Here is a 26,099-nt window from a genome sequence, read left to right as displayed (position 1 = left end):
AGCCATATATATAATATGAAAAAGAGGGGTGCAGGAATGAAAAAAGGGTTAAAGTGGTTCTTTATGTTTACAGCGATTTTCAGTTTGCTGCTTATGTCAGCGTGCTCGAACAATGAAAGCTCTTCCGGAGAAGGAAGCAGCAGCGGCGGCAGCGGTTCCGGAGGAGAGACTGAGGACGGCAAGACAGAAATCACCTTCTGGCATGCCATGTCAGGTGCAGGACAGGAAACATTGGACAGCATTGTCGCAGACTTTAACAGTTCCCAGGATAAATATTCAGTGAAAGCAGAATTCCAGGGCTCTTATGAGGAGCTGCTCACAAAGCTCCGCAGTGTCGGGGGAACTAAAGATGCACCAGCGATTACACAGGTTTTTGAAGTAGGAACGAAGTATATGATTGACAGCGGCTTTATTGAGCCAATGCAGACATTCATTGATAAAGATAATTATGATGTCTCACAGCTGGAGGAAAACATCCTCAATTATTACACGGTGGACGATAAGCTGTATTCCATGCCGTTCAACTCTTCAACACCGGTCATGATCTATAACAAGGATGCTTTTAAAGAAGCTGGCCTTGATCCTGAAAAAGCTCCAGAAACCTTTAATGAAGTGAAGGCAGCGGCAGAAAAACTGACTAAAAAAGGGGAGCGCTACGGGTTCTCAATGCTTACTTACGGCTGGTTCTTTGAACAGCTGGTTGCAACACAAGGCGGGCTTTATGTAAATGAAGAGAATGGCCGTGCGGGCGATGCGACAAAGTCTGTGTTCAATGGGGAAGAGGGATTGAGGGTTTTCAACTTCCTTGATGAAATGAATAAGGCCGGCACATTCGGCAACTACGGCACCAATTGGGATGATATCCGCGCAGCATTCCAGACAGGAAAAGTGGCTATGTATATGGATTCCTCTGCAGGCGTCTCTGCAGCCATCAATAACTCCCCATTTGATGTAGGGGTAGCTTTCATCCCATATCCGGATGAAGTGGAAAGACAAGGTGTTGCGATTGGCGGAGCGTCACTCTGGATGTCTAAAGGCATTGCTGAAAAACAGCAGGAAGCAGGCTGGGAGTTCATGAAATACCTGGCTTCACCTGAAGCACAGGCGAAATGGCATATCGGAACAGGCTATTTTGCAATCAACCCGGCAGCATATGAGGAAGATATCGTTAAGCAGGAATGGGAAAAGTATCCGCAGTTCAAGGTGACAGTCGATCAGCTTCAGCAGACAAAACCATCTGTTGCGACACAGGGTGCACTGATTTCAGTATTCCCGGAATCGCGCCAGCAGGTAGTAACGGCCCTTGAAAATCTGTATCAGGGCACAGCCCCGCAGGAAGCGCTTGACCAAGCGGCAGAAGGAACAGACAGGGCAATCGAAATTGCAAATAAAACAAAGAAATAAAACGGCGGGGCAGCACCCTACATTTATAGCTGATATGCTATAAATAATAGAGGGGCTGCTCCCTTTTAATTAGAGTGAAAAGAGGTGCACAGTATGAAACACACTAAAATCTACGCCCACCGCGGCAGCAAGGGCACACATCCGGAAAATACCATAGCTGCCTTTGAAGAAGCTGTGAGGCTCGGGGTCGACGGCATTGAACTGGATGTCCACCTGTCCAGGGACGGCGAGCTGATTGTCATCCATGATGAGAAGGTCGACAGGACGACAAATGGCAAGGGAAATGCCAGGGATATGACACTTGAAGAACTTAAGAAGCTGGATGCAGGTTCCTGGTTCAGGGAAGAGTTTGCCGGAGCTAAGATTCCTGTGCTTGCCGAGGTGCTTGAGCTGCTGCAGGGCACGGGCATCAAGCTGAACGTGGAAATCAAGAGCGATGTGATTCCATATGAGGGCATCGAGGAAAAGGTGCTTGAGGCGCTTGAGAAATATGAATATAAATCCAATGCGATCATTTCATCCTTTAATCATTACAGCCTCAAGAGAGTTCATCAGCTGGATCCTGAAATTGAGACGGCCATCCTGTTCATGGAGGTGCTGTATGAGCCGTGGAAGTATGCTGCAGGAATCGGTGCATCAGCACTGCACGTCTATGCGCCAGTTGCCTATGCAGAGGCAAGCAGGGAAGCGGAACGGAATGAGTTTCCTGTTCGCGTGTTTACGATCAATAAAGAAGAACAGATGCGTGAGCTGCTTGACCTCGGGGTGGACACCATCATGACGGATTATCCGGAAAAGGCAATGCAGATCCGGGATGGACGATAAATGAGACAGCCGCTGTTATTGGCGGCTGTTTTTTGTTTGCGGTGCCTGCCACCATCAAAAAAAAAGAGCCGGGCGTGCTGGTGCCAGTCAGCTTGCCGGGCTTCAAAAATGGGGTGAAACGATGATTAATCCATCACTTCAAATATATGATTAAAAATGTGGATCCGGTGGTTAGTTGATGAACATGAAAGAGCCGCGGACAGCTTTGAGCTGGAGGGACATCTGGTGATATTCCTTGTATTCGATGCTGTCCGGCATGTCGCTGTACTGGTTTTCGCTGGAAGGAAGCATAGCATATACAAAGCCGTTTTTCTCGCCAAGCTTTTTATGGAGCCCATCCTCATAGCCATCTTTATTCCAGGTGGCCAGCTTGATTTTTTCAATGCTGAAAAGTGTCCGGCTGCTGATTTTATTGTTGGCCGGCTTATAGCTGAAGACAAGACTTCCGTCTTTTTCAGCTGCTGTATATTTCATATCCCAAGATTGCGGGATAGAGAACGCGTACTCTGCTGCCCGGTAGGTGAAGACCGGCTCTGGGGTGTACGGTGTTAAACTGCCGATGATAGAATCGGGCTTCATATAAACCTTTTCGATCAGCCACGTACTGCCTGATTTTTTAACTGTGACAATGGCATTTTCGCTGCCGTGCTTGCCTGAAGAGCTGACCAGTGAGAAGTTGATGGTATATTCAAAGGCTGTGCTGCTGAGTTTTTTCTCTTTCGTTACTTTATAAGAGTTCACCCAGGGGCTCGAACCGCCCGTTACCCAGCCGTATGCCTCGAAATAGCTTTTGTACTTTTCCTTCAGTGCCGGTGCGAACAGCGCATTTTGTGCAGCACCATTGCGGTTTGCAAGAGCCTTGCTCCATTTGCCGGCGGCATCCTTTGCTGATACGGGGGCCATTGCTTCCTCCAGCAGTTTGATCTGAAGGTTTGTGCTGTCAGCTTTTTGTACACTTTGTAAGGAGGTTTCGGCTATCATGCCGTGACTCCGTTCAGCAGCGTACCCTGCACCCGCAAGCATAGAAAATAAGGCGATAGAACTTGTTAATACGGCAATTTTCTTTTTCATAAGAATCCCTCTTTTTTTCCTTGGTATAGCTCTACTATACGCTGCAAGCTTTGTGAAGTAGTTATATAGTGGTTAAAAATGGTTACAGAAAGGTTACGGTTCAACCAAAGATTTACAAGCTTCCTTTCAGTCTCTCCTTAGCACCTTTGCGCCATGCTTTGACGGCAGATAAAGAAACCTTTTCCCTTGCGGCAATTTCCGGGACTGTCAGATCCTCCAGCACTGTGTATAGCACCCATTTTGTCTGATTTTCTGTCAGCTTCCCGCAGTAAGAGAGGATCAGTTTTTTCTCGAACGGCACTTCAGACTGGGCATCCTCGATCGTTTCCCAGAATTCTTCCTTTGCATAAACCTTCTGTTCTTCTTCTCTATTGGTCCGGGTCATTTCTGTCAGGAACTTGCCTTTGATGGTGGTGTAGGCAAAATTGGTGAACTCGCCTTTTTCCGGCTGGAAATTTTCATATGCCTCCCAAAGGGCAATCAGGCCGATCTGCAGGAATTCATCTTCATTTTTATAAATGGATAGTGTGCGGATAATCTTCCGTATCATCGGCTGGTATTGTTCTGCAAGCATTTCAAAGCTTTCCATAAAAAAAGATCCTATCGGGCGGCGCGCCTGCCAGGTATTCCCGGGTAAGTTCAGCATAGTTGGGAAATAAATTGTGTGCGAATCAGGGAAAATTTCGTTTTCCATCAAAAAATAGTGCGGATTTGAAAATTTTCTTAAGAAATTGAAGAAAAATAGATGCGGGAAATAATATAAAACACAAAATCTATTAATTTTACAAAAATTAAAAATGTTTGAACTTTATCCTACTCTCATTCGTATAAGAAATAGAAAAACAGTTTAGGAGGGGAATACAATGGAAAATAAAATGCTGAAATCGGCCGGGAAGCTGGTGCTGGCAGGGAGCCTTGGCATCAGCGGGCTGGCAGCCGGATTTCCGGGAATGGTGAAGATGGTCCAGGCACAGGAGCAGCAGGCACAGGCTGACTATGAGAAAGCTGCGGCTGAGTTTGTCAGGCACGCAGGGGCGGAAAAGTGGGAAGAGGCTTATCCGATGCTGAGCAGCCAGCTGCAGAAATATGTCACTAAGGAGCTTCTGCCTTATTTCTGGTCAGGGCTTACTGCACCGCTTGGGAAGGTCCAGAAATCAGAGTTTAAGAGGCTTGAGGAAGACGGGGTACATACGAAAGCGATTTTTATGATGACAGCCGAGAACGGTGCATACGAGCTGATTTTAAGATTGAACGAAGAAGGAAAGGTCGATGAATTCTTCTTTGACCCTGTTATGCCGGGAGTCTCTTTTACAGAACCGGATTATCTCCACCCTGAAAATTATTCAGAAAAGCAGATGGTCATCGGGGAAGGTGAATTTGCGCTTCCAGGAGTGCTGACGGTTCCGAAGGGGGAGGGGCCATTCCCGGCGGTTGTCCTTGTTCATGGGTCGGGAAGCAATGACCGGGATGAAAAGGCCTATTCCTATAAGCCTTTCCGGGATATTGCCGTCGGCCTTGCCAATGAGGGGATCGCCGTGCTCCGCTATGATAAAAGGACAAGGGTCCATCCGCTTAAATCAAGCTTGACCCCGGACTTCTCCATCCAGGAAGAAACAGTGGAGGACGCGAACCTTGCCGTTGGGCGGCTTTTAGCAGAAAAGGAAATTGATCATGATCAGATATTCGTTCTGGGCCACAGTCAGGGCGGCTTTGCTCTCCCGCTCATTCTTGAGAATGACAAACAAGATAACATCAAAGGGGCCATCGGGGTGGCAGGACCGGCAGGCAAGTTCCAGGACCTGCTCCTATGGCAGATGGAGGAAGCGGTAAAGCGTGCGGAAAAAATGAATGCCCCGGCTGAGCAGCTGCAGGCAGTGAAAGCCAATCTCGCACTCTATCAGGAGCAGTTCACGATTTTAAACAATCCTGACTACAGCAAGGACAATATCCCGGCTTCCTTTAAGCTTCAGAATCCTTATTGGTGGTTTGACCTCCGTGATTATGAGCCGACAGAGCTTGCCGAAAAGCAGGATGTTCCGATGCTGCTGCTTCAGGGAGGAAAGGATATCCAGGTGCCTGCCTCTGAGCTTGATGAATGGAAAAAAGCGCTTGCGGACAGAGAAGATGTCGATTATAAGCTCTATCCGGACATGTTCCATATGCTGGGCAACTATGGGGGCATCCCGGACGGCGCAACGGAATATTTGACGCCGGGCAATGTGCCGCAAAGCTTTATTTCAGATGTGGCCAAGTGGATCAAGACAGGCGGGCTTGGCGCAGATTTGACAGATTACAGGGATTATAGGGATAACCAGTACTGGTCCGAAGCATTCCGCTGGGCAGTCGGCGAGGGGATCATCCAGGGCTACAACCATCTCCTCAAGCCAAATGCAGCGATCAAGGAGACCGAGTATCTGAAGGTATTCTTCCGCCATAAGCTTGGTTCTGCGTTCAAGGATGAATCCCAGAGTAATGTATATGCACTTGCCAAAGAATACAAGCTTCCTGTCGGGGCAAAGCCAAACGCTGCATTGTCGCGGGGAGATGCAGCCGTCCTCCTTGCAAGGAGCTATGCGAAAAAAGATCTGACCACAGCGGAGGCAGTGGCCTGGCTTTATGAAGAGGGTATCATCAATGGCTACCCGGGGAAAGATGGCAAGGCAGACAAAACGCTTCAATCCTATAAGCCTGATGCTGCCATGTCCCGCGCCCATCTGGTCACCATGCTTCACAGGCTTGCCAATCTATAAAAGAATGCCCTGATTCTCTTTGGATCAGGGCTTCTGCTTATAATCCCAAAGAATCCGCCACCCATCCTCCATCTCAGCCGCAAACACATCCTGCACTAAATTGAAATTTCCGTATTTCCCTTTGTAGGTCTGGGTAACCGTGACTTTATAAACCTTCGGAAAGGTTTCCCCGCCATCAGCCATCCTCCAGTTCTCAAGCTTTTCGGCTTTGCCAAGCTCATAGGAAAAGGTATTGACCCCAAAATGGTTCAAAAAGACGTGGGCCCGATCCTGGATATAGGGGCCTTTGTCAAACTTCTTTTTCATTTCCGGATGGAAAAGCTCCCAGGAGGCTGAAAAATCGCCTTTCTGCTCGTATGTATAAAACTCATCCACCGTACTGATGGCCCTCTTTTCTGCGGAAGGCAGGACGAGCCGGATAAGGAAAAAGAGGGCTGTACAGACAATGAGAATCACGATGAGCTTAATGGGGAATTTGCTGCGTTTTTTCATCGCGCCCGGCCTCCTTTTAGACAAGTTATAAAAAGATATTCGCCAGAGAGGAAAAATATCACCGGACAAATTTATCCTGTTAACATTCTCCAATTGTGAAACATAAACAAAATAGTAAGGTATAATCGATACATAACAAAAGTGCTTAATTGGGGCTCATTTTTATGGAGGGGTAAAAAGTGGAGGTTTTTATACGAAGCAGGCAAGGGGAAATGCTGGAGCTGATCGAAAGGCTCGTCAATATCGACAGCGGCTCCCACAATAAAGAGGGGGTAGATAGAGTAGGCTCTATCCTGAAGGAAGAGTACGAAAGGCTCGGGTTCCTGGTCCAGGTCGACGAACAGGAGCAGTATGGCAATAATCTGATCATCAGGCATAAAAATGCCATTGATCCGAAAATCATCCTTGTTGCCCATATGGATACGGTATTCCCTGATGGAACAGCAGCCAAAAGGCCGTTCAGGATTGAGGGGACAAGGGCGCTGGGGCCCGGTGTGGCAGACATGAAATCCAGCCAGGCTGAGCTTTTATACGCCTTGAAGGCATTGATTGCGAGCGGGACAAAGGGATATGAAAATGTCCTGATCGTGCTGAACACAGATGAGGAAATCGGCTCGCCGGCATCCAAGAAGCTGATCATCGGGCAGGCTGCAGGCAAGGAATATGCCCTGATCATGGAGCCTGCGAGGAAGGACGGATCGCTCGTTTCCTCACGGAGGGGAGGCGGCCGCTATAAAGTGATCGTCAAAGGGCGGGCTGCCCATTCGGGAATTGAGCCCGAAAAGGGGCGCAGCGCGATCGAGGAGCTGGCCCACAAGATCATCCAGCTTCACGAGCTGAACGATTATGAAAAGGGGATCAGCGTCAATGTCGGGCTGATCGAAGGCGGTTCGGCCGTTAACACGGTATCGCCAAGCGCGGTCGCTCATGTGGACATCCGCATCACCGATATGGAGCAGGCGAGATTTCTTCAGGAAAAGATCGAGGAAATCTGCTCCCACACCGACGTGCCTGGCACGAGGGTGGAGGTCAAGGGAAGGATCAGCCGCCCGCCGATGGAGAAGAATGAGCAGAACGAATCGCTTCTTCATGTCATCCAGGAGGTCGGCAAGGAAATGGGCCTAGAGGTTTCAGATACAGCGACAGGCGGCGGCTCGGACGCAAGCTTTACCTCTGCGAACGGCGTTGCGACAGTGGATGGGCTCGGGCCTGTCGGCGGCAATGCCCACAGTGAAAGTGAATATGTAGAAATTCCGACGCTTGCGGAAAGGACGCTGCTTCTGGCGAAGACGATCCAGCGGCTGTCGGAGTAAAGGCAAAGAGTGAGGATCACTGAAGATCCTCACTCTTTTGCATCAATGGATTTTACAGAATAGACGAATGCCAGCCGGAAAGGTTACGGCGGGATGCCTGCAGCCAGGCAAATAAATCAGTTGTTGTACATATAATAGTTGTCGATATAAGCATCATCCTTATAGATGCGAAGCTTTTCATCCAGTTTATGTCCAGTAACACGGAACTGATAATAATTGCCAAGACGGTCTGTGCCTTCTTTTTCAAAGGAAGCGGACGGGTTCAGGTAGCGCCTGGAGTAGTAGAGCTCAACAAAGGAAACAGCTTCCTGGCGGCTGAGCTGGAGGTCCAGGCCTTCCTTGAATGTTCCTCCCGCAAACAGCCATTTGCCGCCTGACTTTTCAAAGGTAACTGTATACTTGCCTCCTGGAGTCATCTCATTGGAAGCTCTGAATGTTTCAATCACCGTCTTCTCATTGGTCTGGCTTACTATTTTAAAGCGGGTCAGGAGCTCATTGTAGTGTACGCGCTCCACAAGCAGCCAGTCTGTGCCAAAGGCCCGCTTGTAATGAGGTTCAATGCTGTCCTTAATATATGCTTTGGTGAAATAGTCTTCAAATTGTCTGCTGAATCGTGAGAAAGGATCTCCATAGCTATATTGATTAATAATCCTTGAATACGCATTGACGCTGTCAGCGGTCTTTTTTATAAAAAAGGCTTCGCTGCTGCTGTATGTAACAAGCTTGGAGATGATTGCCGCAGCTTCTGCGCGTGTTAATGATTTCTTTGGCCTGAAGGTGCCATCCGGGTATCCATTGACAACCCCTGCCTGGGCGAGCGCTGCAGCATAGCCGCTATCAGACATATCCTGGCTGTCCTTAAAGACATCCTTATCCAGCGGCTCCAGTGATAGCGCTTTTGCGGAAATGGCCGCGATCTCTTCCCTGGTAATGCTGGCATTCGGCTGATAACCCGCCTTTTCCTCCGGTGACGGGATAAGCTGCTGTGACAGAGCCGTTTCTATATAAGGGTAGTACCAGTCAGACGAACGGACATCAGAGTAAGAAGGAGACGCCGGCATCTTCAGTGAATATCCCTTTGCTGCCACAATCATTTTGACAAACTGTGCTTTTGTTACATTCATCCCCGGCTTAAACATGCCATCCGGGTACCCATTTAAAAATCCAAGGGCATACCCATGCTCGACATAATGGCTGCCCCAATGATTCTTTAAGTCTTTGAATACATACTCAATATCGCTTGCTTTGCCCTGCAGGGGGAAAAGGAGCATTAGAGACAGAACAGCGGCAAGCCATGCAGTATTTTTTTTCATTGAAATTGACCCTCCCGATTATCATACACTCTTAATCTAGTTCTTCTCTCCTAAACTATGAACTAAACCCATTAAATAGAATATTTTTAAAAAAATGCGCAAAAAAAAGCTGCCGGGGAAATCCGGCAGACAAATTGGCTCTTATTTCGTAATTTTAATTGTGCGGGCAGAAGCATCATAAGAAACGCCTGCACCAAGAGTTTCACTGACAAAGCGAAGCGGCACGAGCGTTCTTCCGTTTACAACCTTGGCAGGGACGTCGATTGATTTGGTTTTTCCATTGACAACTGGTGATTTTGAACCGATTTTCAATGACATGTTGATGCCGGTCTTAGTGGCAGTAACAGTTTTTGAGCTCGCATTCCAATTCACGGTTGCCCCGAGACTTTCGAAAATTCCGCGCAGCGGAACGAGCGCACGGCCATTATCGACAACCGGAGGCTGATCATAGGTTTGCTTGGCCCCGTTGATATAGACAGTCAAAGCTGCAGGCTTAACTGTTTTTGGAGCGGAAACTGTTGTTGATGGCTTTGTATAACGGACAGATCCGTCCGCATTATGATAGTGATAACCGGTGCACAAACCTTTTGCTTTCGCAGAACTCGAACAATTATGTCCTCCGTTTGCATCGAGTCTGCCAGGATGGGCGGATGCCACTGAGGCTGTAAAAATAAACAGGGCCAATATGGCCGCAAAGCTGAAACTTACTTTCTTCACTGCTTTTTTTCCCCTTTTCAAATAGATTCCTAGAGATTATATAACAAGATAACTAATATTTTCCTCAGGTAAATAATGGTTAATGAGGAGTGCTGCTATTAAAATGGGATGTTTTCTATATAATGGATTCTGATGCTTTATAAGGAGAGGAACAAATTGTTAAGGAAATTTCTAAGAATGGCAGGTGCAGGGCTTTTAGTGATTATGGTCCTGGCAGCTGCGGCAGCTTTATATTTTTGGTATAACAGCACAGAAAATAAACTTGCCCGCTATTTTGATGAAAAGTATGGGATTGAAGTGGACATAGTCTACGAAGAAGGCTGGAATATGGGCAATATGGGAGACCTCACCCATGAGGTTGCCGTTAAAGGAAATAAAAATATCAAGTTCGATGTATTCGTGAACGATGGGAAGGTTACAGGGGACACCTATGCCAGAGGGCTGGATGTGTATGAACAATATAAAAAGCTGAAACCGTATCTGCCTGAAATCAAGGAGGCAGGCTTTCAGGCACCCTTGTACGGGAATTATGTAGAGTATCTCCGCGAGGCTGCAGGGGTCTATAATATTTCTTTTTCGCGCAAGGGAGAGCTCGATTACCATACCTTCAAGAAGGAAGAGTTCGATCATTTATATAAGCTTCTTCAGCTGCTGAAGAAAACGGGGATCCCTGTCAGAGCTCTGGATGTCAGTTATACGGAAACAAAAAGGAAAAACGGGATTACTGAATCTATTACTTTGCGATTAGAGGACCTGGCAGAAATGGATTCTGAAGCGTGGCTTTGGGAGAAACTAAGGGAGGATCACCATTTTAAAAATGCCTACCTAAGTGACGGGCTTATAAAGGAAGCGGAAAAAATCGAAAATGGGCGTTTCCGTTTTGATTCAGTTTATGAGGATAATTGGCTTGAGTGCGGCCAGGCATTCTCGCATGGCGGAGGGGAGTGTCATCCTTATACGGCTTATGTGTCGTATAAGAAACAGAGGTTCCATCAGGATGATCCGATGCTTCCTGAAGATTTAGAAACAGTCAGGCGCTTTCTTGCAGAATCCTTGCCTAAAGACAGCAGATTTAATATTGTCGTAATGGGAGTCAGAAGTGTAAAGCATCCGGAGAATGATTGGAGTCTTGGCCCGTATGAGATTCCGGAACTGAAAATAGAGCACGCAGACTGGGAACGCTACGAAAGCACCCGGGACATGCTGAAGGCCAAATTCGAGGAAGCAAAAACAGAAAAATAAAAGGGAGAAGATGGCATCTTCTCCCTTTCTATCAGATCCTCTTGGCGCCGATGAATTTCGGCTGCCAATATGTATTATTGGTATAAGAAACTGAAACACCTCTGGATGAAGCAGCATGGATCATCTTGCCGCTGCCCATATAGATGGAAACATGGGTAGGGTTGGCGCCTTTGTAAGGTGCGAAGAACATCAGATCTCCAGGAGACAGCGCGCTGACCTTTGTCCCTTTTTTGTACATATCAGAAGCGGTCCGCGGAAGAGTCCTTCCGGCTATGTTATAGGAATACTTGACGAGTCCTGAGCAGTCAAAGCCGCTTTTGGTAATGCCGCCCCACTTATAGGGAATCCCTAAATTATTCTTCGCAACATTAATCGCTTTCGTGTGATAAGATGCTGCTTCTCCAGTGGCAGGAACTACATTGGCAATCAAAAACGCAAGGCCGAGGACAGTAAGAATTCTTTTTAACATAGTTGTTTTCCCCCTGTTGTGTTGAATTAAACCTATTATAGTAAATTTTTCTTAACAGGGGCATCACATGAGCATTACAATTATATTACAATTTACTAGTTTTAGAGACTGATTTGGTTATATATACCTCTATAGGATAAAGTGTCCTATTCAGGCTTCTAAACTCCTATCCTATTAGGCAGATTAATTTCTGCTAATTTTTCAGTATAATAGGAGGGAGTATAAACAAGGAGGGATTTTGTGACAACCAGAAAGCTTTTAATAGGAATTATGATGGCGGTTTCTCTTATTCTTTTTCAGCCATCGGAAGGATCTGCTGCAGATATAGTAAATCCGAAGCAGACGTATACATATGAGATGATGGCGAGGGATATAAAAGCACTCGCTGCCAAATACCCGGACATCATCAAGTACAAAAGCATAGGGAAAAGTGAGTACGGAAGAACCATTTATGCGGTGTCGCTTGGGACCGGAAACGCAACTGTTTTCATAAACGGATCCCATCATGCCCGCGAATGGATTTCAACCAATCTGAATATGCATATGCTGGAGCAATATGCCCAGATGTACAGGGGGAACCAGACGTTTGGCGGTTATAATGTCCGGAAGACATTGGATGAGACCACCATCTGGTTTGTGCCGATGGTGAATCCTGACGGAGTGACGCTCCAGCAGTACGGGCTCAGCAAATTCCCATCAAGTGTACATAGCTCTCTTATAAAGATGAATGAAGGAAGCACAAGCTTTAAGAAATGGAAGGCCAATGCAAAAGGAGTCGACCTGAACAGGCAGTATGATGCCGACTGGGCCAATATTCACGGCAACTTCCCAGCTCCAAGGTGGAGCAATTATAAAGGGTCAGCCCCTGAACAGGCATCAGAGACAAAAGCGATGGTCAGCTTCACAAAGGAAATCGACCCTGAAATGGCCATTGCCTATCATACGAGCGGAGAAATTCTGTACTGGTACTTTAATCAGACAGGAAAAATCTATACACGCGACCAGACCCACGCCAAAAAGCTTGGGCAGCTGACAGGCTACAGTCTCGTTCCAGCCGTTTCCAATCCATCCGGGGGAGGCTATACAGACTGGTTTGTAGAGAAATTCGGCCGGCCTGGATTTACCCCTGAGCTTGGCACCTATTCAGGGAATTCCCATGTAGCGCTAAGCCAGTTCAGCAGCATCTGGACAGAAAATAAGTACGTCGGCCTTTATGCCGCCAGTGAGGGCTATAAATTGTATCTTGCGCGGGGCGGAGAGCCAAAACCGCAGGAAGTGCGCGTAAAGATTGACGGAAACCTTATTGATCTGGAACAGCCGGCCCTCTCAATCGATGGGCGTACAATGGTTCCAGTCAGAGGCGTATTTGAAAAGCTGGGTGCAGAAGTGAAATGGGATCAGGCAACCAGGACAATCACTGCAAAAAGCAGCTCTGCCGCCATTGTGCTAAAGGCAGGGTCAAAAACTGCTTATATCAACGGAGAGGCCAGCACGCTTGATGTCCCGCCGAAGATCATCAACAACTACACGCTGATTCCACTCCGTTTCGTTTCAGAAGCACTCGGCGCGAAGGTAAGCTGGCATCAGGCATCCCAGACAGCTCTTATTTCTTCCCCGCCTGCCGAGGAAGATACAGTGGCGCCTGAGAGTCCTGTGGTCAATCCTGTCAGCGATATCTCACAAAGCGTGTCAGGCACTAGTGAACCCGGCAGCCGGGTCATCATTGCCAGGGAAGGGCATGTAATTGGTGAATCAAAGGCTGGCGCAGATGGACGCTTTACGGTCACGATTCCTGTCCAAAAGGCAAAAGCCGTTTTAACCGCAGCAGCGATTGATAGAGCAGGAAATGAAAGCCAGGCAGTGTCTATCACAGTGGCTTATACGAACAAATTTACTGATACAGACGGGCACTGGGCACAGGATGCTGTCGGATATCTGAAGGATCAGGGAATTACGAACGGCCGTGCAGACGGCAGCTTTGGGGTATCAGAGCAGATCACCAGAGCTGAATCAGCCGCCCTGCTGGAACGTGCACTTCCGCTCCAGGAAGAAATAACAGCTCCATCTTTCCCGGATGTCCCAGAAAGCCACTATTATTATGATTCTATAGCAGGAATAACGGCTAATGGAATAATGAAGGGCAACCCAAACGGTTACTTCTATCCGTCAAGAAGCCTGACAAGAGCAGAAATGGCATCAGTAATTATGAATGCCTTTGACCTTGAAAGCAGCAGCACCGCTGAATTCCCGGATGTAAAGAAAGATCACTGGGGCTATGAAGCAATTCAAGCCATCGTTTCCAACGGACTGGCAGAAGGCTACCCAGACAACACCTTCAGGCCGGATGCCCCAATCACTAGAGCCGAATTCGCCAGCATACTCGCAGCTGTCCTGCAAAAGCAGCCTGCAGAAAACACACCTGAGCAGTCAGCAGCTCAAGAGCAGCCTGCAGCAGAAGAAAGCGAAACAGCTCCCGAAAATCAGGAGGCACAGCAGTCTGAAGAACCAACACCTGAAACCGAGGACAATGCAGCATCCGACACGGCAGACGAAAATGCCAATCAACAAAGTACTGAAACTATCAATAACTAGAACAAGGCTTTTGGTTTAATCAGGGAAATCAGGAGATACCATGCTAAGATATTTCAAAGAACTTTTCTGTTTATAGCAGGTATAAACAAAATAAAGAAGGTGGCCCTTTGAAATTCAAACTCTTAATATGGACCCTATTTCTCCCATTATTCCTGTTCTTCCTAGCCATGTTTTATATTGAAGTATCCTTATACTCCCTTTTGCCTCCCGAACAGGGAGGTATGAGCTTTTGGCAGGAATTAAAAAACGTCTGGCATCGCTCGGTGTGGTTCTATGCAATCCTAGTGACCATACTTTTCACAGTATATTTTAGTTTTCTAAAGAAACGGTAATTACTGCGATATTCAACTAATGATGATGATAGATAAGGAACGCTCAGAGTTCTTCAGCTCTGAGCGTTTTTCTGTATGATTATAAAAGTCATTCATAGAACTAACCTAAAAGATTCTCCCCATAAAACCGCCCAACAACCTTCAAAGCCCTGTTGATTGCAGTGGAAGGCACGAAGACTCCTGCGGGATTGCAGTGGCAAAGCTGAGATCCCGCAGGAGCGACAGCGACGAGGAAGCTCAGCGCCACCCCGCGGAAAGCGAAGTGCCTGTAACGGAAATCAACAGCCCCCTTCGCAAGCCAAATAACAACTAACCATAGCGACTAAAATTATGATTTACAGAGAAAATCATAATCAAAAAGCTAACCTAAAAGCTTTTCCCCATAAAGCCATCTAAAACCGTTCAAAGCCCTGTTGATTGCAGTGGAAGGCACGAAGACTCCTGTGGGAAATAGCGGCAGGGCTGAGACCCCGCAGCGCGTAAGCGTGAGGAGGCTCAGCGCCGCCCCACGGAAAGCGAAGTGCCTGGAACGGAAATCAACAGCCCCATATGGGGCTGTAAAAAGATTTTTAAAAGTATCAGCAGACTAGACTAAAAATAAATTAGATACTAAATTTCTAATATTTCCCAACATTAATCTTCCTATATTTTGAAATAATAATAGAATTAATGGTAAAATAAAGTAGTTCTTGAGTTTTAAGGAAAAAGGCGGGCCTGGGAACAGCAATACACCCTCTTTTTTCTTGATCAGCAATCAAGATATACTTACATATCAATGGAGGTACAAAGTGTATAAGTTTGGCAGAAAAACAGTTTCAATGCTATTAGCCGCAGGTTTGGCACTCAGCGCCTTTGGATCCGCAGGACAAGCAGAGGCAGCCGCAAAACCGATCACAGTAACAGTCGATGGAAACAAAATTGGCTTTGACGTCAAGCCAGTCATCAAAAGCGGCAGGGTGCTTGTGCCGTTCAGGGCATTATTCGAGGAATTTGGTGCAGCAATCGATTATGACAACAGCACAAAAATGATCAGAGCCTGGCGCGATGGCCAGACCATCGAGCTCAAAGTAGATTCAAAGAGAGCCCTCGTAGACGGGAATGCCACCATGCTGGATGTCCCGGCAGCCATCATCAATGGGCGCGCCCTTGTTCCGCTCCGTTTCATCAGCGAAAACTACCAGGGATATGTCAACTGGAACAGCAGCTCCCGCAGCGTTGCGATTACATCTAGCGGAAGCCCTGTAAAGCCTCCGGCTCCAAAGCCTGATCCAGAACCGGTGGAAAAGGGAATCCCTCTTTATTTAAATAACCAGAAGGTAGAAATGGACCTTCCAGTCATCAATAAAAATAACAAAGTTTATGTTCCCCTGAAACAGTTCGTCCCTTTCATGGGAAGCGATATTTCTTATGAAGAATACAGGGATGATTTATACCTGGACATGGAAGGCATCAGCGTCAAAATGTCAGTCGGCAAAAACTATGGCATGGTAAATGGCAGCTCAGTTCAGCTCAATGATATGCCGATCCGTGAGGGTGGAGCAGTATATGTGCCTGTCAGGCTGATCACTGACCTTTTCGGGGGATCCATCCAGGTATCACCGGGGCTTTCAGAAATCAGGCTGCTCATCAATCGGACAAAGCTGAGAAGTGAATTCCTGAATATCGAGCAGACGCCGATCATCAAACCGGTCAATATACCAGGTGCTGAATTCAGCGGTAACAGAAGGCTGATGATCAGTGACAATCCGGAAAACCTTAATAAATATACTGTCCAATATGATAATGTAACGCTCTGGGAAGATGAGGTGAACACCTCTGATGCCAAGACAGATCACAGGGTATACGGCTGGCATGTCAATGATCTTGGGAAACGTGCCAAGCTTGGGATCACGATTGAAAACCTCTCGCAAACAAACAGCCTTGAAGTAACAGACATCGAAGGTATTGACCGTGCAAGCGCCAATGGCTGGGCAAACCTTGATGTCGGCCTTCCGCTGGCAGAGGCAGTGCTGAGCGACAAGCTTTCACAGATCAGCATGCAATATCCTACTGTAAAGCCGGGTGAGACAGCTCTCATCAACTCATTCAGCGTAGACAGCAAATACCTGATCGGCTTCCTCAAGGACTTTACGGTCAGAAACTCTGCCGGTGGGAATGCTTCCTACAAGATCCGCGTCGTGCTGACTCAGAATGAAGGAGACCTGACAAGCATCAAGGACGCGCCGGTCCCGACGGATAAAATCAATTCCCATCCGCGCGGAGTCTGGAAAAGCGCTGAGCTGACTGCAGCCCTGCCGGCATATCAGGCAGGAAGCCCTGAGATTGCCTACAGCATATCTAATGGCGATACAGATAACCTCTTGTCTGCAGAAGCTTCAATAGGGAGCCCGGAAAAGGAAGTAATGAAAAACTCCGGCCATTACGGTGCTGTTTATAAGGTATCCGTTCCGATTATCAACGATACGGGCGAAGCGAAAACGGTAAGAGTAAGGCTGAGCGCCCGCGGCGGCAAATATGATGGCGCCATCAAGGTCAACGGCAAGGTGTATATGGTTCCATCCATCAAGCCTGCTGTTGAGGTGGCCAATGTAATCGACTATACCGTGACAGGGCCGAAGGACAGCATTGAGCTTGAAATTATGCACAGCGGCGGTGCAGCCCTTCCATTAGCCATTGATGTACTGACCTTGAACTAATAGAAAAAGCCAAAAGGCAGCTGCCTTTTGGCTTTTCTTTATCAGTCGTTCTTTCTCTTATTAGGATAATGCGAATAAGCAAGGGTGCTGTCATCACGGTAGCTCGAGAACAGTCTTGTTTTTTCCTTTTTAGGAAGCTGGAAGAACGGAGACAGCTTTCCAAAGAGAATCCAGTACGCAGGAACGGCTTTATAGGCAAGCCTTACGATTGCCCAGCTGATGATAGCAATGCCGAAGAAGGTTGCGATCTGCCATAAAGTAAAGACGATCGGCGAGCCGTTCGGAACAAGATCCCGGAACAGGATCAGGAGCATCGGGTGAACAAGGTAGATGCCAAAAGAAGTGGCCCCGATTTCCATAAATACAGCCCTTGTTTTGACAGAAAATCTTTCGTTGAACAGGTGGGCAAGGAAGAACAGGACAAGTCCTGCAAATAATGCGTGTGTTGCCCAGGTGAACTCAGCCAGGTTGCTGGTGATCCATGATGGAAGCGGATCAAGCAGGCTGGTGAACTTCCCGGTTCTTTGGATATACATATACCCTGTATACATGACAAGCATCACTGCATAGCCGCTGAACAGTCCGGAAAATAATGCTGTCCTGAACGATTTCGATTTCATTTTTTCTATGATCGCTTCATAGTGGATGCCAAGGTAGGCACCGATAAAATAGAACGACATATATGAAAGGGAAATAGATCCTTTATATGGAACCTGCAGATATTCGCGGTTGATATACACCCATGCCCATTGTATTACAAGCCCCAGCCAAAAAGCATTTTTCCTTAAGAATCCTGATTTCTTGAATAGAAGAATCAGCAAAGGGAATAAGATATAAAGCTGGACACTGATAAACACAAAGTATAGATGCGGATAGGCTTTCCCGAGTGACAGCTTCCAGAGGAAGTTTTCAGCCGCACTGGCAGCCGTCGGGAAATCGTAGTACAGATGCCACGTCAATCCAAAATATAAAAGAGAGAAGACAAAGTAAGGAATCAGAATGAATTTGAGCCTCTTCTTGTAGAAGCTTTTAATCAGATCCATCGTAAGCTCACGGTTGAAGTAATTATAAAACAGGATAAAACTGCTCAGCATGATAAATGTCGGTGTGCCGAGTTTTCCGGCAATATTAAAGAAATTATAGAACGGATACAGAGCTGAATCAGGCGAAAGCCTTGTCACACCCTCTGAAGAGGTATGGACAACCAGGACGGCAATGATGGCAAAGGCCCTGGCGAGCTGGATTTGGTCTAAATTTCGCTTTTTCATGCTTTCACCATTTCTATTAAGGTTATTTTTTTTAGCATGTCCGATTATCTCCTCTCGCATGTAAAACTCCTTAACGATACAAAACTTCCCTTATTTCTTCTCTTTAAACATGGTAATTTGTGGGATATTTATAGTATTCCCATCAATAGTTCCCTATTTTAAAGGATTTGAAGCTTCATATCCTTACTAAAAACTAGGCAGAGTTTCAAATTTTTTCTAGAGAATTTTGTAGAAATTTGCTAGATTAGTAAGGAGAAAACAATAAAAGGAGTTTTTAGATGAAGCGGATAATTGTGGCGGTAGTTTCTGTTTTTTTGCTGTTAGTCCATGTCCCGCGCTCATATGCGGCGGATGACATTACAAATCACTATTTTGAGAAGGATATGCGCACACTGATAGCCATGGACATTCTTGGCGGCTATGGCCCTGGTGTATATAAGCCTGATAACACGGTGACAAGGGCAGAATTTGCCGCACTGATCGTAAGGGCGCTGGAGCTTCAGCCGACCCAGACGGCAGAGTTTTCTGTTGCACAGTCAGCAGTGCCTTTGTTCAAGGACGTGCAGCCGGAGAACTGGTATTATGCTGCAGTAGATTCAGCGGTGAAGGCCGGTCTAGTCGGAGGATATCCAGACGGTACATTCCTGCCAAACAAGAATATATCACGCCAGGAAATGGCTGCTATGATCAACCGTGCCCTTACGGCAAGAGCGATCTTCTCCCAGCCGGCAGCTCTGAATTTTAAGGATAATGATAAAATCAATCCTATTTTCGAAGATTCCATTCAGAGATTGCTATTTTTAGGGATTATGTCAGGAAACTCCGACAATACATTCGGCCCTCTGACAAAAACGACCCGCGGCCAGACTGCAGCGGTGCTGAACCGGATGTTGAAGGCGGTCAACCCGCCGAAGAACCTTGAATATAAGGTGGCCCTGATCAATTCTGACGGCAGCCCGATCGTCCTGAGGGAGTTTGACAGCTTCCAAAGTGCGAAAAACAGCGCAGTGGACAACCAGGTCGTCCTGCAGGGGAATAATATTGTCTACATTAAAAACGGCAGCGCAGCAGCCAATAAGTTCACTGTCATTTATGATAATGCAGACCTGTCCGGCATAAGCAGGACATATGTCAGCACTGGTACAGAATTTAAATATTATGATGCCACTGAGAAATCTGTGAAAATTATGGTCGGCAGCACAATCGGCTATGTGGCCCCAGGTGATGTCAACCTGATCCCAAGCTCACTCGTGACTGACCGCTCTTATTATAAGAATGTGGGCGGAGAACTATACCATGCTGTATATAATCCGATCACAAAAGCCTTCACGCCAGATACATTGCTTGGAAAGGCTCCATCCTTTATGGCACAGGGCCAGAAGTATTACAGCTGGGATGGCATAAACTATACGACAGCAAGCGGAACAAAAGCAGGAGAAGCTTATACGTATTTCAATTATCTGCCGCTTCACTCTGAAACAAGCTACACGGCCGAAGAAATCGACCGTTACCTGACCGAGATGTTCCCGGCTTCCTATAAAGCGAAGTTCCCTGTCAGCCCGCTGGCGGGAACAGGCAAGGACTTCAAGGAAATGGAAGCGAAATATCAAGTCAATGCACTGTACCTGATGGCACATGCCATCCATGAGAGTGCATGGGGCACAAGTGCGATCGCCACAGACAAGAAGAACTTATATGGAATGAAAGCATATGATGGAGATGCCTATAACAGCGCGACCACTTATCCTTCGTTCAAGGCTTCAATCGAAGCGGCTGCTAAGTATGTTGCAGCATCTTATCAGTCACCAAAAGGCTCCTATTATAATGGTGCCGTTCTTGGGAACAAGAGCATCGGAATGAATGTAAAGTATGCGTCAGACCCATATTGGGGAGAGCGGATTGCCGGCCACATGTACCGCGCAGACAGCTTCCTCGGCAAAAGGGATCTGAACGCCCATAAGCTTGCAGTTAATACGGTACCTTCCTTGAAGGTTCGTTCCGGCTATGGGACAGAGAATCCAGAAATCTACGAAATGAAGCTTGTCGGCATGCCGTTCATCTATTCGCAGAAGGCGCAGAAGGACGGAGCCATGTGGTATCAGCTCGTCTCCGATGACAGCACAAACAGACTTGGCCATGTATATGGCAGCGGTTCTCTCGGACAATACGTAAGGGAAGTCCAGCTGGCCGAATAGCCGCAAAACCTATAAGGGCTCACAGCCTGCCTGAATAGCATTGAAGGAGAAGTAGCATCTATGTGTTACTTCTCTTTTATGTTATATTAGTAAAGAATATTTTGCGGACAAGGAGTATAACGATGAGCTTTGAACGAGTGGACATTTTAGGTGTCTCTTTTATAAATGCAACACAGGCCGGTTTTGTGCAAAAACTGGTTCAGGATATAGAGAAAAATGAAAAGGCTTTTGTCGTCACAGCCAATCCCGAAATCGTCATGAAGGCGGTGGAGGAGCCCGAATACAAAACGCTGATCGACAAAGCCACCTATGTGACAGCCGACGGCATCGGCGTCGTGAAAGCGGCCGGTATGCTGGGCAGGCCGCTCCCGGAGCGGGTGACAGGCTATGATACGATGGTCAGCCTCCTGGAGCACGGAAATGAAAAGAAATTCCGGATCTATCTGCTTGGGGCACAGCAGGAAACATTGGATAAAGCCGCTGCCAATATCCGCCGGGACTATCCCGGGATAGAGATTGCCGGCTCACATAATGGCTTTTTCGATTGGTCTTCATCAGAGATCCAGGACGAAATCGCCCGTACAGAGCCTGATCTTGTGTTTGTGGCCCTTGGTGTGCCAAGGCAGGAAAAGTGGATCGCCGAAAACATTGACCGTTTCCAAAAAGGTGTCTTCATTGGTGTAGGCGGCAGCTTTGACGTCATCGCAGGCACCGTTGAAAGGGCTCCGGAAATCTGGCAGAAGGCCAATCTTGAGTGGTTTTACAGGCTGATCAAGCAGCCGAGCCGCTGGAAGAGGATGCTGGCCCTGCCGCGATTCGCTCTGAAAATCATGAGCCAGAAAGCAAAGAAGTGACATGAACAATAATTTTGTCAAAAGTACCTTGATACTCTCTGCTGCAACGCTATTATCGAAAATATTGGGAAGTATATTCAGGATACCCCTGCAGAATATTGCCGGGGATGAAGTGCTCGGTATATTCAGCCTTGTGTATCCAGTCTATATGGTCGCCCTGATCCTGTCTGTGGCAGGCATCCCGATCGCCATTTCAAAGCTGATTTCGGAAGCGAATGTCCATCAGGACGAAGACCGTATCAGCCATATTTATAAAACAGCGGTCATCCTTGCCCTGATGTTCGGGATCACAAGCTTCCTGCTCATCTTCGGCTTTTCTTCACAAATTGCTGCTGTATTGGGCGGGCAGAGCACAAGGCTCGCACTGATCGTGGTTTCGGCTACCCTGCTGGTAGCCCCCTATATGGCAGTCTACCGCGGATACTTCCAAGGCTATCAGGATATGAAGCCGACCGCCATTTCACAGGTGCTGGAACAGCTGATCAGGGTAGGGATCATCCTTGCCGCAGCATATGTTCTCGTCCAGCAGAACCGTACAGATGAAACGGTCGCAGGCGGCATCATGATAGGCTCGATCCTGGGGGCAGCTGCTTCAGCGGTCTATCTGCGCATCCTTTTTGCCAGGTCTCCGCTTAAGCCAAAGGGAAAAGCTGCCTTCAGCTTTTCTGTGTTTAAAAAGATCGGTAAAGAAATTCTCTATATTTCCATCCCGATCTGCATCGGCGCCATCACGATGGCATTATTGAATTTTGTCGATTCAGTCACCATTCCCTTCAGCCTTGCGCGTATCGAGGGTAATGATGAGAATATCAACTATTTATACGGAATCTATGGCAGGGGGATGTCGCTCGTCCAAATCGCGACCGTTTTCTCATCCTCAATCGTACTGCCGCTCATTCCGCTGATCACCAAAACGATGGCAGAGAACCGGAACGATGAGGCATCAGGCATTGTTGCCCGCACCCATTTCCTGACCCATTTGGTGTCCTGGCCGGCTGCGCTTGGGCTGTTCGCCCTGACGCTTCCTCTTAACCTGGCTCTCTTCACAGACCTGGAGGGAAGCGGGGTATTGAGCATCATTGGCTTAAGTGCTGTCTTTACATCTCTCTCCATCCTGGGGACGGGCGTTCTGCAGGGCATGAATCTGGCCAAGCTGGCGGCTTATATCATCCTGGGCGGTGTTGCCCTTAAGCTCGCGACGAATATCTTATTCGTCAATATGTTCGGACTCATTGGGGCCGGATATTCGACGCTCCTCGTCTATATCGTCATCTTTGCGGTGAACACCTACTTTATCTGGCGTGCGGTCCCGTTCCCTGTCTGGAGCTGGAAGAACACGTCAATGGTGCTGTCTTCGCTTATCATGGGAGCTGTCATCGGAATTCCGACCTTATACCTGAATATAGGAGAATGGAGCAGGACAACAGCCCTGATCTATTCGCTGCTGGCAATAGGCGCCGGCGGGCTTATCTACTTCATCCTGCTTTTGGCGACAAAAGGGATGGACAGGGACGACCTTTCAAGGCTCCCTATCATATCAAAGCTGTTTAACAGAACTCCGGCTGCTCCCGCTCAAGGGGGAAAAGCCCGGAGCAAGGACCTTGGAAAGGGTGCGAAGACAATGAAAAAAGCAATGCTTGGCCTCCTGGTTGTTTCGCTGATCCTGGCAATCCCGGGAGTATATCAGCGTTTTCAGGCGGAATGGAATAATACAGCATATGAGACTGTCATTCCTTACAGCGATATTGAGCAGACGTCCATGACCGGCTCCGGCCTGTCTGAAGGGGACGTAATAAGAGAGCTGAAGGATTCCGGGCTGAAAGCTGTCAGCATTGAACCGGAAACACTCGACTCGCTTGAGAAAAAAGGGTATGTGACAACACTTTCAGCAGAACGGATGAAAGAGCTGTCTGTTTTTGATGAAGAAGCAGACAGAATTGATACAGATAAAGATGGGCTGTTTGTAGCCATTGAAGAAAGCAATGAGCTGACGGACAGGCTGCAGGAGCAATTTGCAGAAGCTGAACCTGAGCAGGTCACTTTCCAGGGCAGGGAGCTTCTATTCATCCCTGGCAGCACCAGTAAGATTGAATCTGCCTATCTTGGCTATCTGAACAGCACCATTGAAGAAATCAAGCAATCCGGGCTGACGCTTGTATGGAGAGTGCCGAATCTGCCTGAGGAAGACAGCGGCTATCTGTACGGACAGCTGTTCGATCTGGCAGACAAGAGTTCAGACCGCATCCTATTCCTGGGAGATGAGGCGGCAGGCTTCCCTGATCCCGGGCCGATCAAAAACTTTGCCGGTCAAATGAATGAAAACGGCATGTCAGCCTATGCAATCGAATTTGCGGATCAAAAGGGATTCTTCACACTTTCAAATACAATTGATATGAATGTCATCCGCCTTCACAGTCTTGACCTGAACAGAGTTTCAAGTCCTGAAGAGGGAATCGACAGAGCGGTAAGGGCTGTGAAAGAAAGAAATATCCGCTCTATCTTCCTGAGGATGGAATCAGCGGATACAGGAGAAGAGTCACTGAAAAACACGGCTCAACTTATCGAAAAAGTCGAAAGCACCATGCCTGGCCTTTTCCATGCAGGCAAGGCAGAGCCTTTCCAAAAAATAGACGTTCCTGTGTGGAGCACTCTTTTTGCTTTCCTGGCAGCGATCTCTTTCATTGCGCTCGCAGCATTGGATATCTTTAAGAGGAAGTCTCTCTTTTACCTGGCGCTTATCGGAGGGGCTGTTATCAGCCTTGGCTATGCAGTCCTCGGTAAAACACTGCTTGTCCAGGGGCTTGCACTGCTTGTGGCAGTCATCACCCCGATCTATGCAATCCTGCCAATCAGGGATACAAAGGGCCTGAAAAACATCCTGATCACCTATCTGCGGGCCATTGTGGTAAGTGCGATCGGCATCCTGATCATGGTGGCGCTCCTGAACGGCAATTCGTATCTCGTCAAGGTCGAAGCCTTCAGAGGCGTGAAGCTGATTTATGTTGTGCCGATCTTCTTCATGTTTGCTTATGCAATCTGGACCCAGATCAAGGGTCTTCTGCGGACAAGGGTGGAATACTGGCATCTGGCCGTCATCGGCATCATCGGGATTGTCGGATTGTATTACATCAGCCGCACAGGCAATGCCGGCTCAGTATCATCACTTGAGCTGACTGTCAGGCAATGGCTGGAGGAAGCGATGTATGTAAGGCCGAGGACAAAGGAATTCCTGATCGGATTCCCGCTCTATGTCCTGGCACTTTATGTTCTGCCGCTCTATAAGAGGGCAGGCACCTATCTGCTGATTCCGGGTGTCATCGGGTTCCTGTCGATCATGAATACCTTCACCCATTTGCATATCCCGCTGTACGTCTCCATTTTGCGGACGTTCTACAGCCTGGCACTTGGATTGATCATCGGGCTTGTTCTGATCTTTATCTTCAAAAAGGCCTTGGCCCTGTTCAATGAGAAAATAAAGCCGAGGTGGTTCGCATGAAAGTAGTTCTTTCCGGATACTATGGCTTTGATAATGTCGGTGATGAAGCGATCCTGTTTTCAATCATACAGGCATTAAGGACACACAAGCCTGATATCCAGATAACCGTTTTATCCAATAATCCCGATTATACGAAGGAAACGTACGGGGTGGATGCTGTGAACCGCTGGAAGCTTCCTGAGGTCCGCGCCGCACTGAAGGAATCAGACGGACTGATTTCCGGCGGAGGGAGCCTGCTTCAGGATGAAACGGGCGGCAAGTCGATTCCTTATTACACAGGCATCATGAAAATCGCCCAGCTCCTGCGCAAGCCTGTCTTCATCTATGCGCAGGGAATGGGGCCGATCCATAAAGGTCTGAACAAGAAGATCGTCAAGATGATCCTGAAAAAGACAGAAATCACGGTCAGGGATGAAGCATCAAGGCAGCTTCTCCAGGACATCGGCCTCAAGAACATTATCGGGCTTGTACCCGACCCTGTCATCGGCCTGCAAATGGACGGGCTGAAAAACAGCTGGTTTGATGAGCAAAGCTTTGAAGGGCCGGTGGCAGCCGTCTCTGTCAGGGACTGGCCGTCATCGGCAGACTTCAAGAAGAAGATTGCCGGTGCACTTGATCTGCTAGCTAAAGAGGGTGTGAATATCGTGTTCCTGCCGATGCACGGGGAGCATGATCATAAAGCATCAGCTGAAACGGCCGGGATGATGACAGCGAAAGCTTATATTTCCCCATACAATGACTCGATCGAAGAAAAGATTGCTGTTATCGGGAAATCCAATCTGCTTGTCGGTATGAGGCTGCATGCACTCATCTTCTCGGCGATTACATCAACTCCGTTCGTGGCATTGTCATATGATCCAAAGATCGATGCTTTTGCTGAGATCAGCTGCCAGCAGGTTGCCGGCCATGTTAATGAGGATAATTGGACCGCTGAATCATTATACCAGTCCATCCAGCATGTACTGATCAATGAAGCAGAAGAAGTAAGCAGACTCAAAAAACGGATCGAACCGCTTCAAAAGGAAGCGATGGAAACGGCCAGGCAGGCCATCCAGCTATTTGAACGCTAG

18 protein-coding genes and 1 pseudogene are annotated in these 26,099 nt (G+C 47.6%); 12 read left to right on the top strand and 7 right to left on the bottom strand.

Annotation, left to right across the window (positions count from 1 at the left end; translation table 11 throughout):
* The first annotated feature begins 36 nt into the window (after positions 1-36).
* Together LCM00_RS19225 and LCM00_RS19220 are read left to right on the top strand one after the other, a co-directional pair.
* A complete protein-coding gene (locus LCM00_RS19225; RefSeq protein ID WP_224905106.1) occupies positions 37-1,404 on the top strand; it encodes an ABC transporter substrate-binding protein in 1,368 nt (455 codons plus the stop codon).
* A gap of 93 nt (positions 1,405-1,497) precedes the next feature.
* A complete protein-coding gene (locus tag LCM00_RS19220; protein WP_224905104.1) occupies positions 1,498-2,229 on the top strand; it encodes a glycerophosphodiester phosphodiesterase in 732 nt (243 codons plus the stop codon).
* 171 nt (positions 2,230-2,400) lie between these two features.
* On the opposite strand, the gene LCM00_RS19215 is transcribed toward LCM00_RS19220, so the two are convergent.
* Positions 2,401-3,300: a hypothetical protein gene (locus LCM00_RS19215; protein WP_224905102.1), complete on the bottom strand. Its 900-nt coding sequence runs from the start codon at positions 3,298-3,300 to the stop codon at positions 2,401-2,403.
* Positions 3,301-3,412: 112 nt separating this feature from the next.
* Entirely contained in the window at positions 3,413-3,889 is a 477-nt protein-coding gene (locus LCM00_RS19210) for a sigma-70 family RNA polymerase sigma factor (RefSeq protein ID WP_224905101.1), read from the bottom strand.
* Positions 3,890-4,163: 274 nt separating this feature from the next.
* Here LCM00_RS19210 and LCM00_RS19205 point away from each other — a divergent pair, with 274 nt between their 5' ends.
* On the top strand, positions 4,164-6,050 hold the full coding sequence (locus LCM00_RS19205; RefSeq protein ID WP_224905100.1) for an alpha/beta fold hydrolase: 1,887 nt from the start codon (positions 4,164-4,166) through the stop codon (positions 6,048-6,050).
* Between the two features lie 24 nt (positions 6,051-6,074).
* Here LCM00_RS19205 and LCM00_RS19200 read toward each other — a convergent pair whose 3' ends face one another.
* On the bottom strand, positions 6,075-6,542 hold the full coding sequence (locus LCM00_RS19200; protein ID WP_224905099.1) for a hypothetical protein: 468 nt from the start codon (positions 6,540-6,542) through the stop codon (positions 6,075-6,077).
* Between the two features lie 179 nt (positions 6,543-6,721).
* On the opposite strand from LCM00_RS19200, the gene LCM00_RS19195 reads away from it, so the two are divergent.
* Positions 6,722-7,855: a M20 family metallopeptidase gene (locus LCM00_RS19195; RefSeq protein WP_224905098.1), complete on the top strand. Its 1,134-nt coding sequence runs from the start codon at positions 6,722-6,724 to the stop codon at positions 7,853-7,855.
* Positions 7,856-7,971: 116 nt separating this feature from the next.
* Here the strand turns inward: LCM00_RS19195 and LCM00_RS19190 are convergent, their stop codons facing one another.
* Positions 7,972-9,168 carry an S-layer homology domain-containing protein gene (locus LCM00_RS19190; protein WP_224905097.1) on the bottom strand — a complete coding sequence of 399 codons (1,197 nt, stop codon included), beginning with the start codon at positions 9,166-9,168 and terminating at the stop codon, positions 7,972-7,974.
* Between the two features lie 141 nt (positions 9,169-9,309).
* Positions 9,310-9,885, bottom strand: a complete 576-nt coding sequence (locus LCM00_RS19185; protein ID WP_224905096.1) for a copper amine oxidase N-terminal domain-containing protein — start codon at positions 9,883-9,885, stop codon at positions 9,310-9,312.
* Between the two features lie 156 nt (positions 9,886-10,041).
* Here LCM00_RS19185 and LCM00_RS19180 point away from each other — a divergent pair, with 156 nt between their 5' ends.
* Positions 10,042-11,127, top strand: a complete 1,086-nt coding sequence (locus LCM00_RS19180; RefSeq protein WP_224905095.1) for a hypothetical protein — start codon at positions 10,042-10,044, stop codon at positions 11,125-11,127.
* Positions 11,128-11,158: 31 nt separating this feature from the next.
* Here the strand turns inward: LCM00_RS19180 and LCM00_RS19175 are convergent, their stop codons facing one another.
* Positions 11,159-11,596, bottom strand: coding sequence for a C40 family peptidase (locus LCM00_RS19175; RefSeq protein ID WP_224905094.1), 438 nt, complete (start codon positions 11,594-11,596; stop codon positions 11,159-11,161).
* A gap of 240 nt (positions 11,597-11,836) precedes the next feature.
* Here LCM00_RS19175 and LCM00_RS19170 point away from each other — a divergent pair, with 240 nt between their 5' ends.
* Positions 11,837-14,188 carry an S-layer homology domain-containing protein gene (locus LCM00_RS19170; protein ID WP_224905092.1) on the top strand — a complete coding sequence of 784 codons (2,352 nt, stop codon included), beginning with the start codon at positions 11,837-11,839 and terminating at the stop codon, positions 14,186-14,188.
* 1,120 nt (positions 14,189-15,308) lie between these two features.
* Entirely contained in the window at positions 15,309-17,216 is a 1,908-nt protein-coding gene (locus tag LCM00_RS19160; protein ID WP_224905091.1) for a stalk domain-containing protein, read from the top strand.
* Between the two features lie 41 nt (positions 17,217-17,257).
* On the opposite strand, the gene LCM00_RS19155 is transcribed toward LCM00_RS19160, so the two are convergent.
* On the bottom strand, positions 17,258-18,484 hold the full coding sequence (locus LCM00_RS19155) for an acyltransferase (protein WP_224905089.1): 1,227 nt from the start codon (positions 18,482-18,484) through the stop codon (positions 17,258-17,260).
* Between the two features lie 278 nt (positions 18,485-18,762).
* Here LCM00_RS19155 and LCM00_RS19150 point away from each other — a divergent pair, with 278 nt between their 5' ends.
* The 5 genes and pseudogenes from LCM00_RS19150 (at position 18,763) to csaB (ending at position 26,099) form a co-directional block, all read left to right on the top strand.
* Positions 18,763-20,679: an S-layer homology domain-containing protein gene (locus LCM00_RS19150; protein WP_224905087.1), complete on the top strand. Its 1,917-nt coding sequence runs from the start codon at positions 18,763-18,765 to the stop codon at positions 20,677-20,679.
* A gap of 122 nt (positions 20,680-20,801) precedes the next feature.
* On the top strand, positions 20,802-21,533 hold the full coding sequence (locus tag LCM00_RS19145; protein ID WP_224905084.1) for a WecB/TagA/CpsF family glycosyltransferase: 732 nt from the start codon (positions 20,802-20,804) through the stop codon (positions 21,531-21,533).
* Between the two features lies 1 nt (position 21,534).
* A pseudogene (locus tag LCM00_RS19140) lies at positions 21,535-23,085 on the top strand (putative polysaccharide biosynthesis protein); the annotation flags it as partial.
* 69 nt (positions 23,086-23,154) lie between these two features.
* Positions 23,155-25,029, top strand: a complete 1,875-nt coding sequence (locus LCM00_RS19135) for a DUF5693 family protein (RefSeq protein ID WP_318247632.1) — start codon at positions 23,155-23,157, stop codon at positions 25,027-25,029.
* Complete coding sequence (csaB, locus tag LCM00_RS19130) at positions 25,026-26,099, top strand: polysaccharide pyruvyl transferase CsaB (RefSeq protein WP_224905082.1); 1,074 nt, start codon at positions 25,026-25,028, stop codon at positions 26,097-26,099. The genes LCM00_RS19135 and csaB overlap by 4 nt, the downstream gene beginning before the upstream one ends.

The organism is Bacillus infantis (assembly GCF_020171945.1).
Classification (GTDB): domain Bacteria; phylum Bacillota; class Bacilli; order Bacillales; family Cytobacillaceae; genus Bacillus_AB; species Bacillus_AB infantis_A.
Note: the sequence above shows the minus strand (reverse complement) of the source record. Positions and strands in the feature narration are given on the sequence as shown.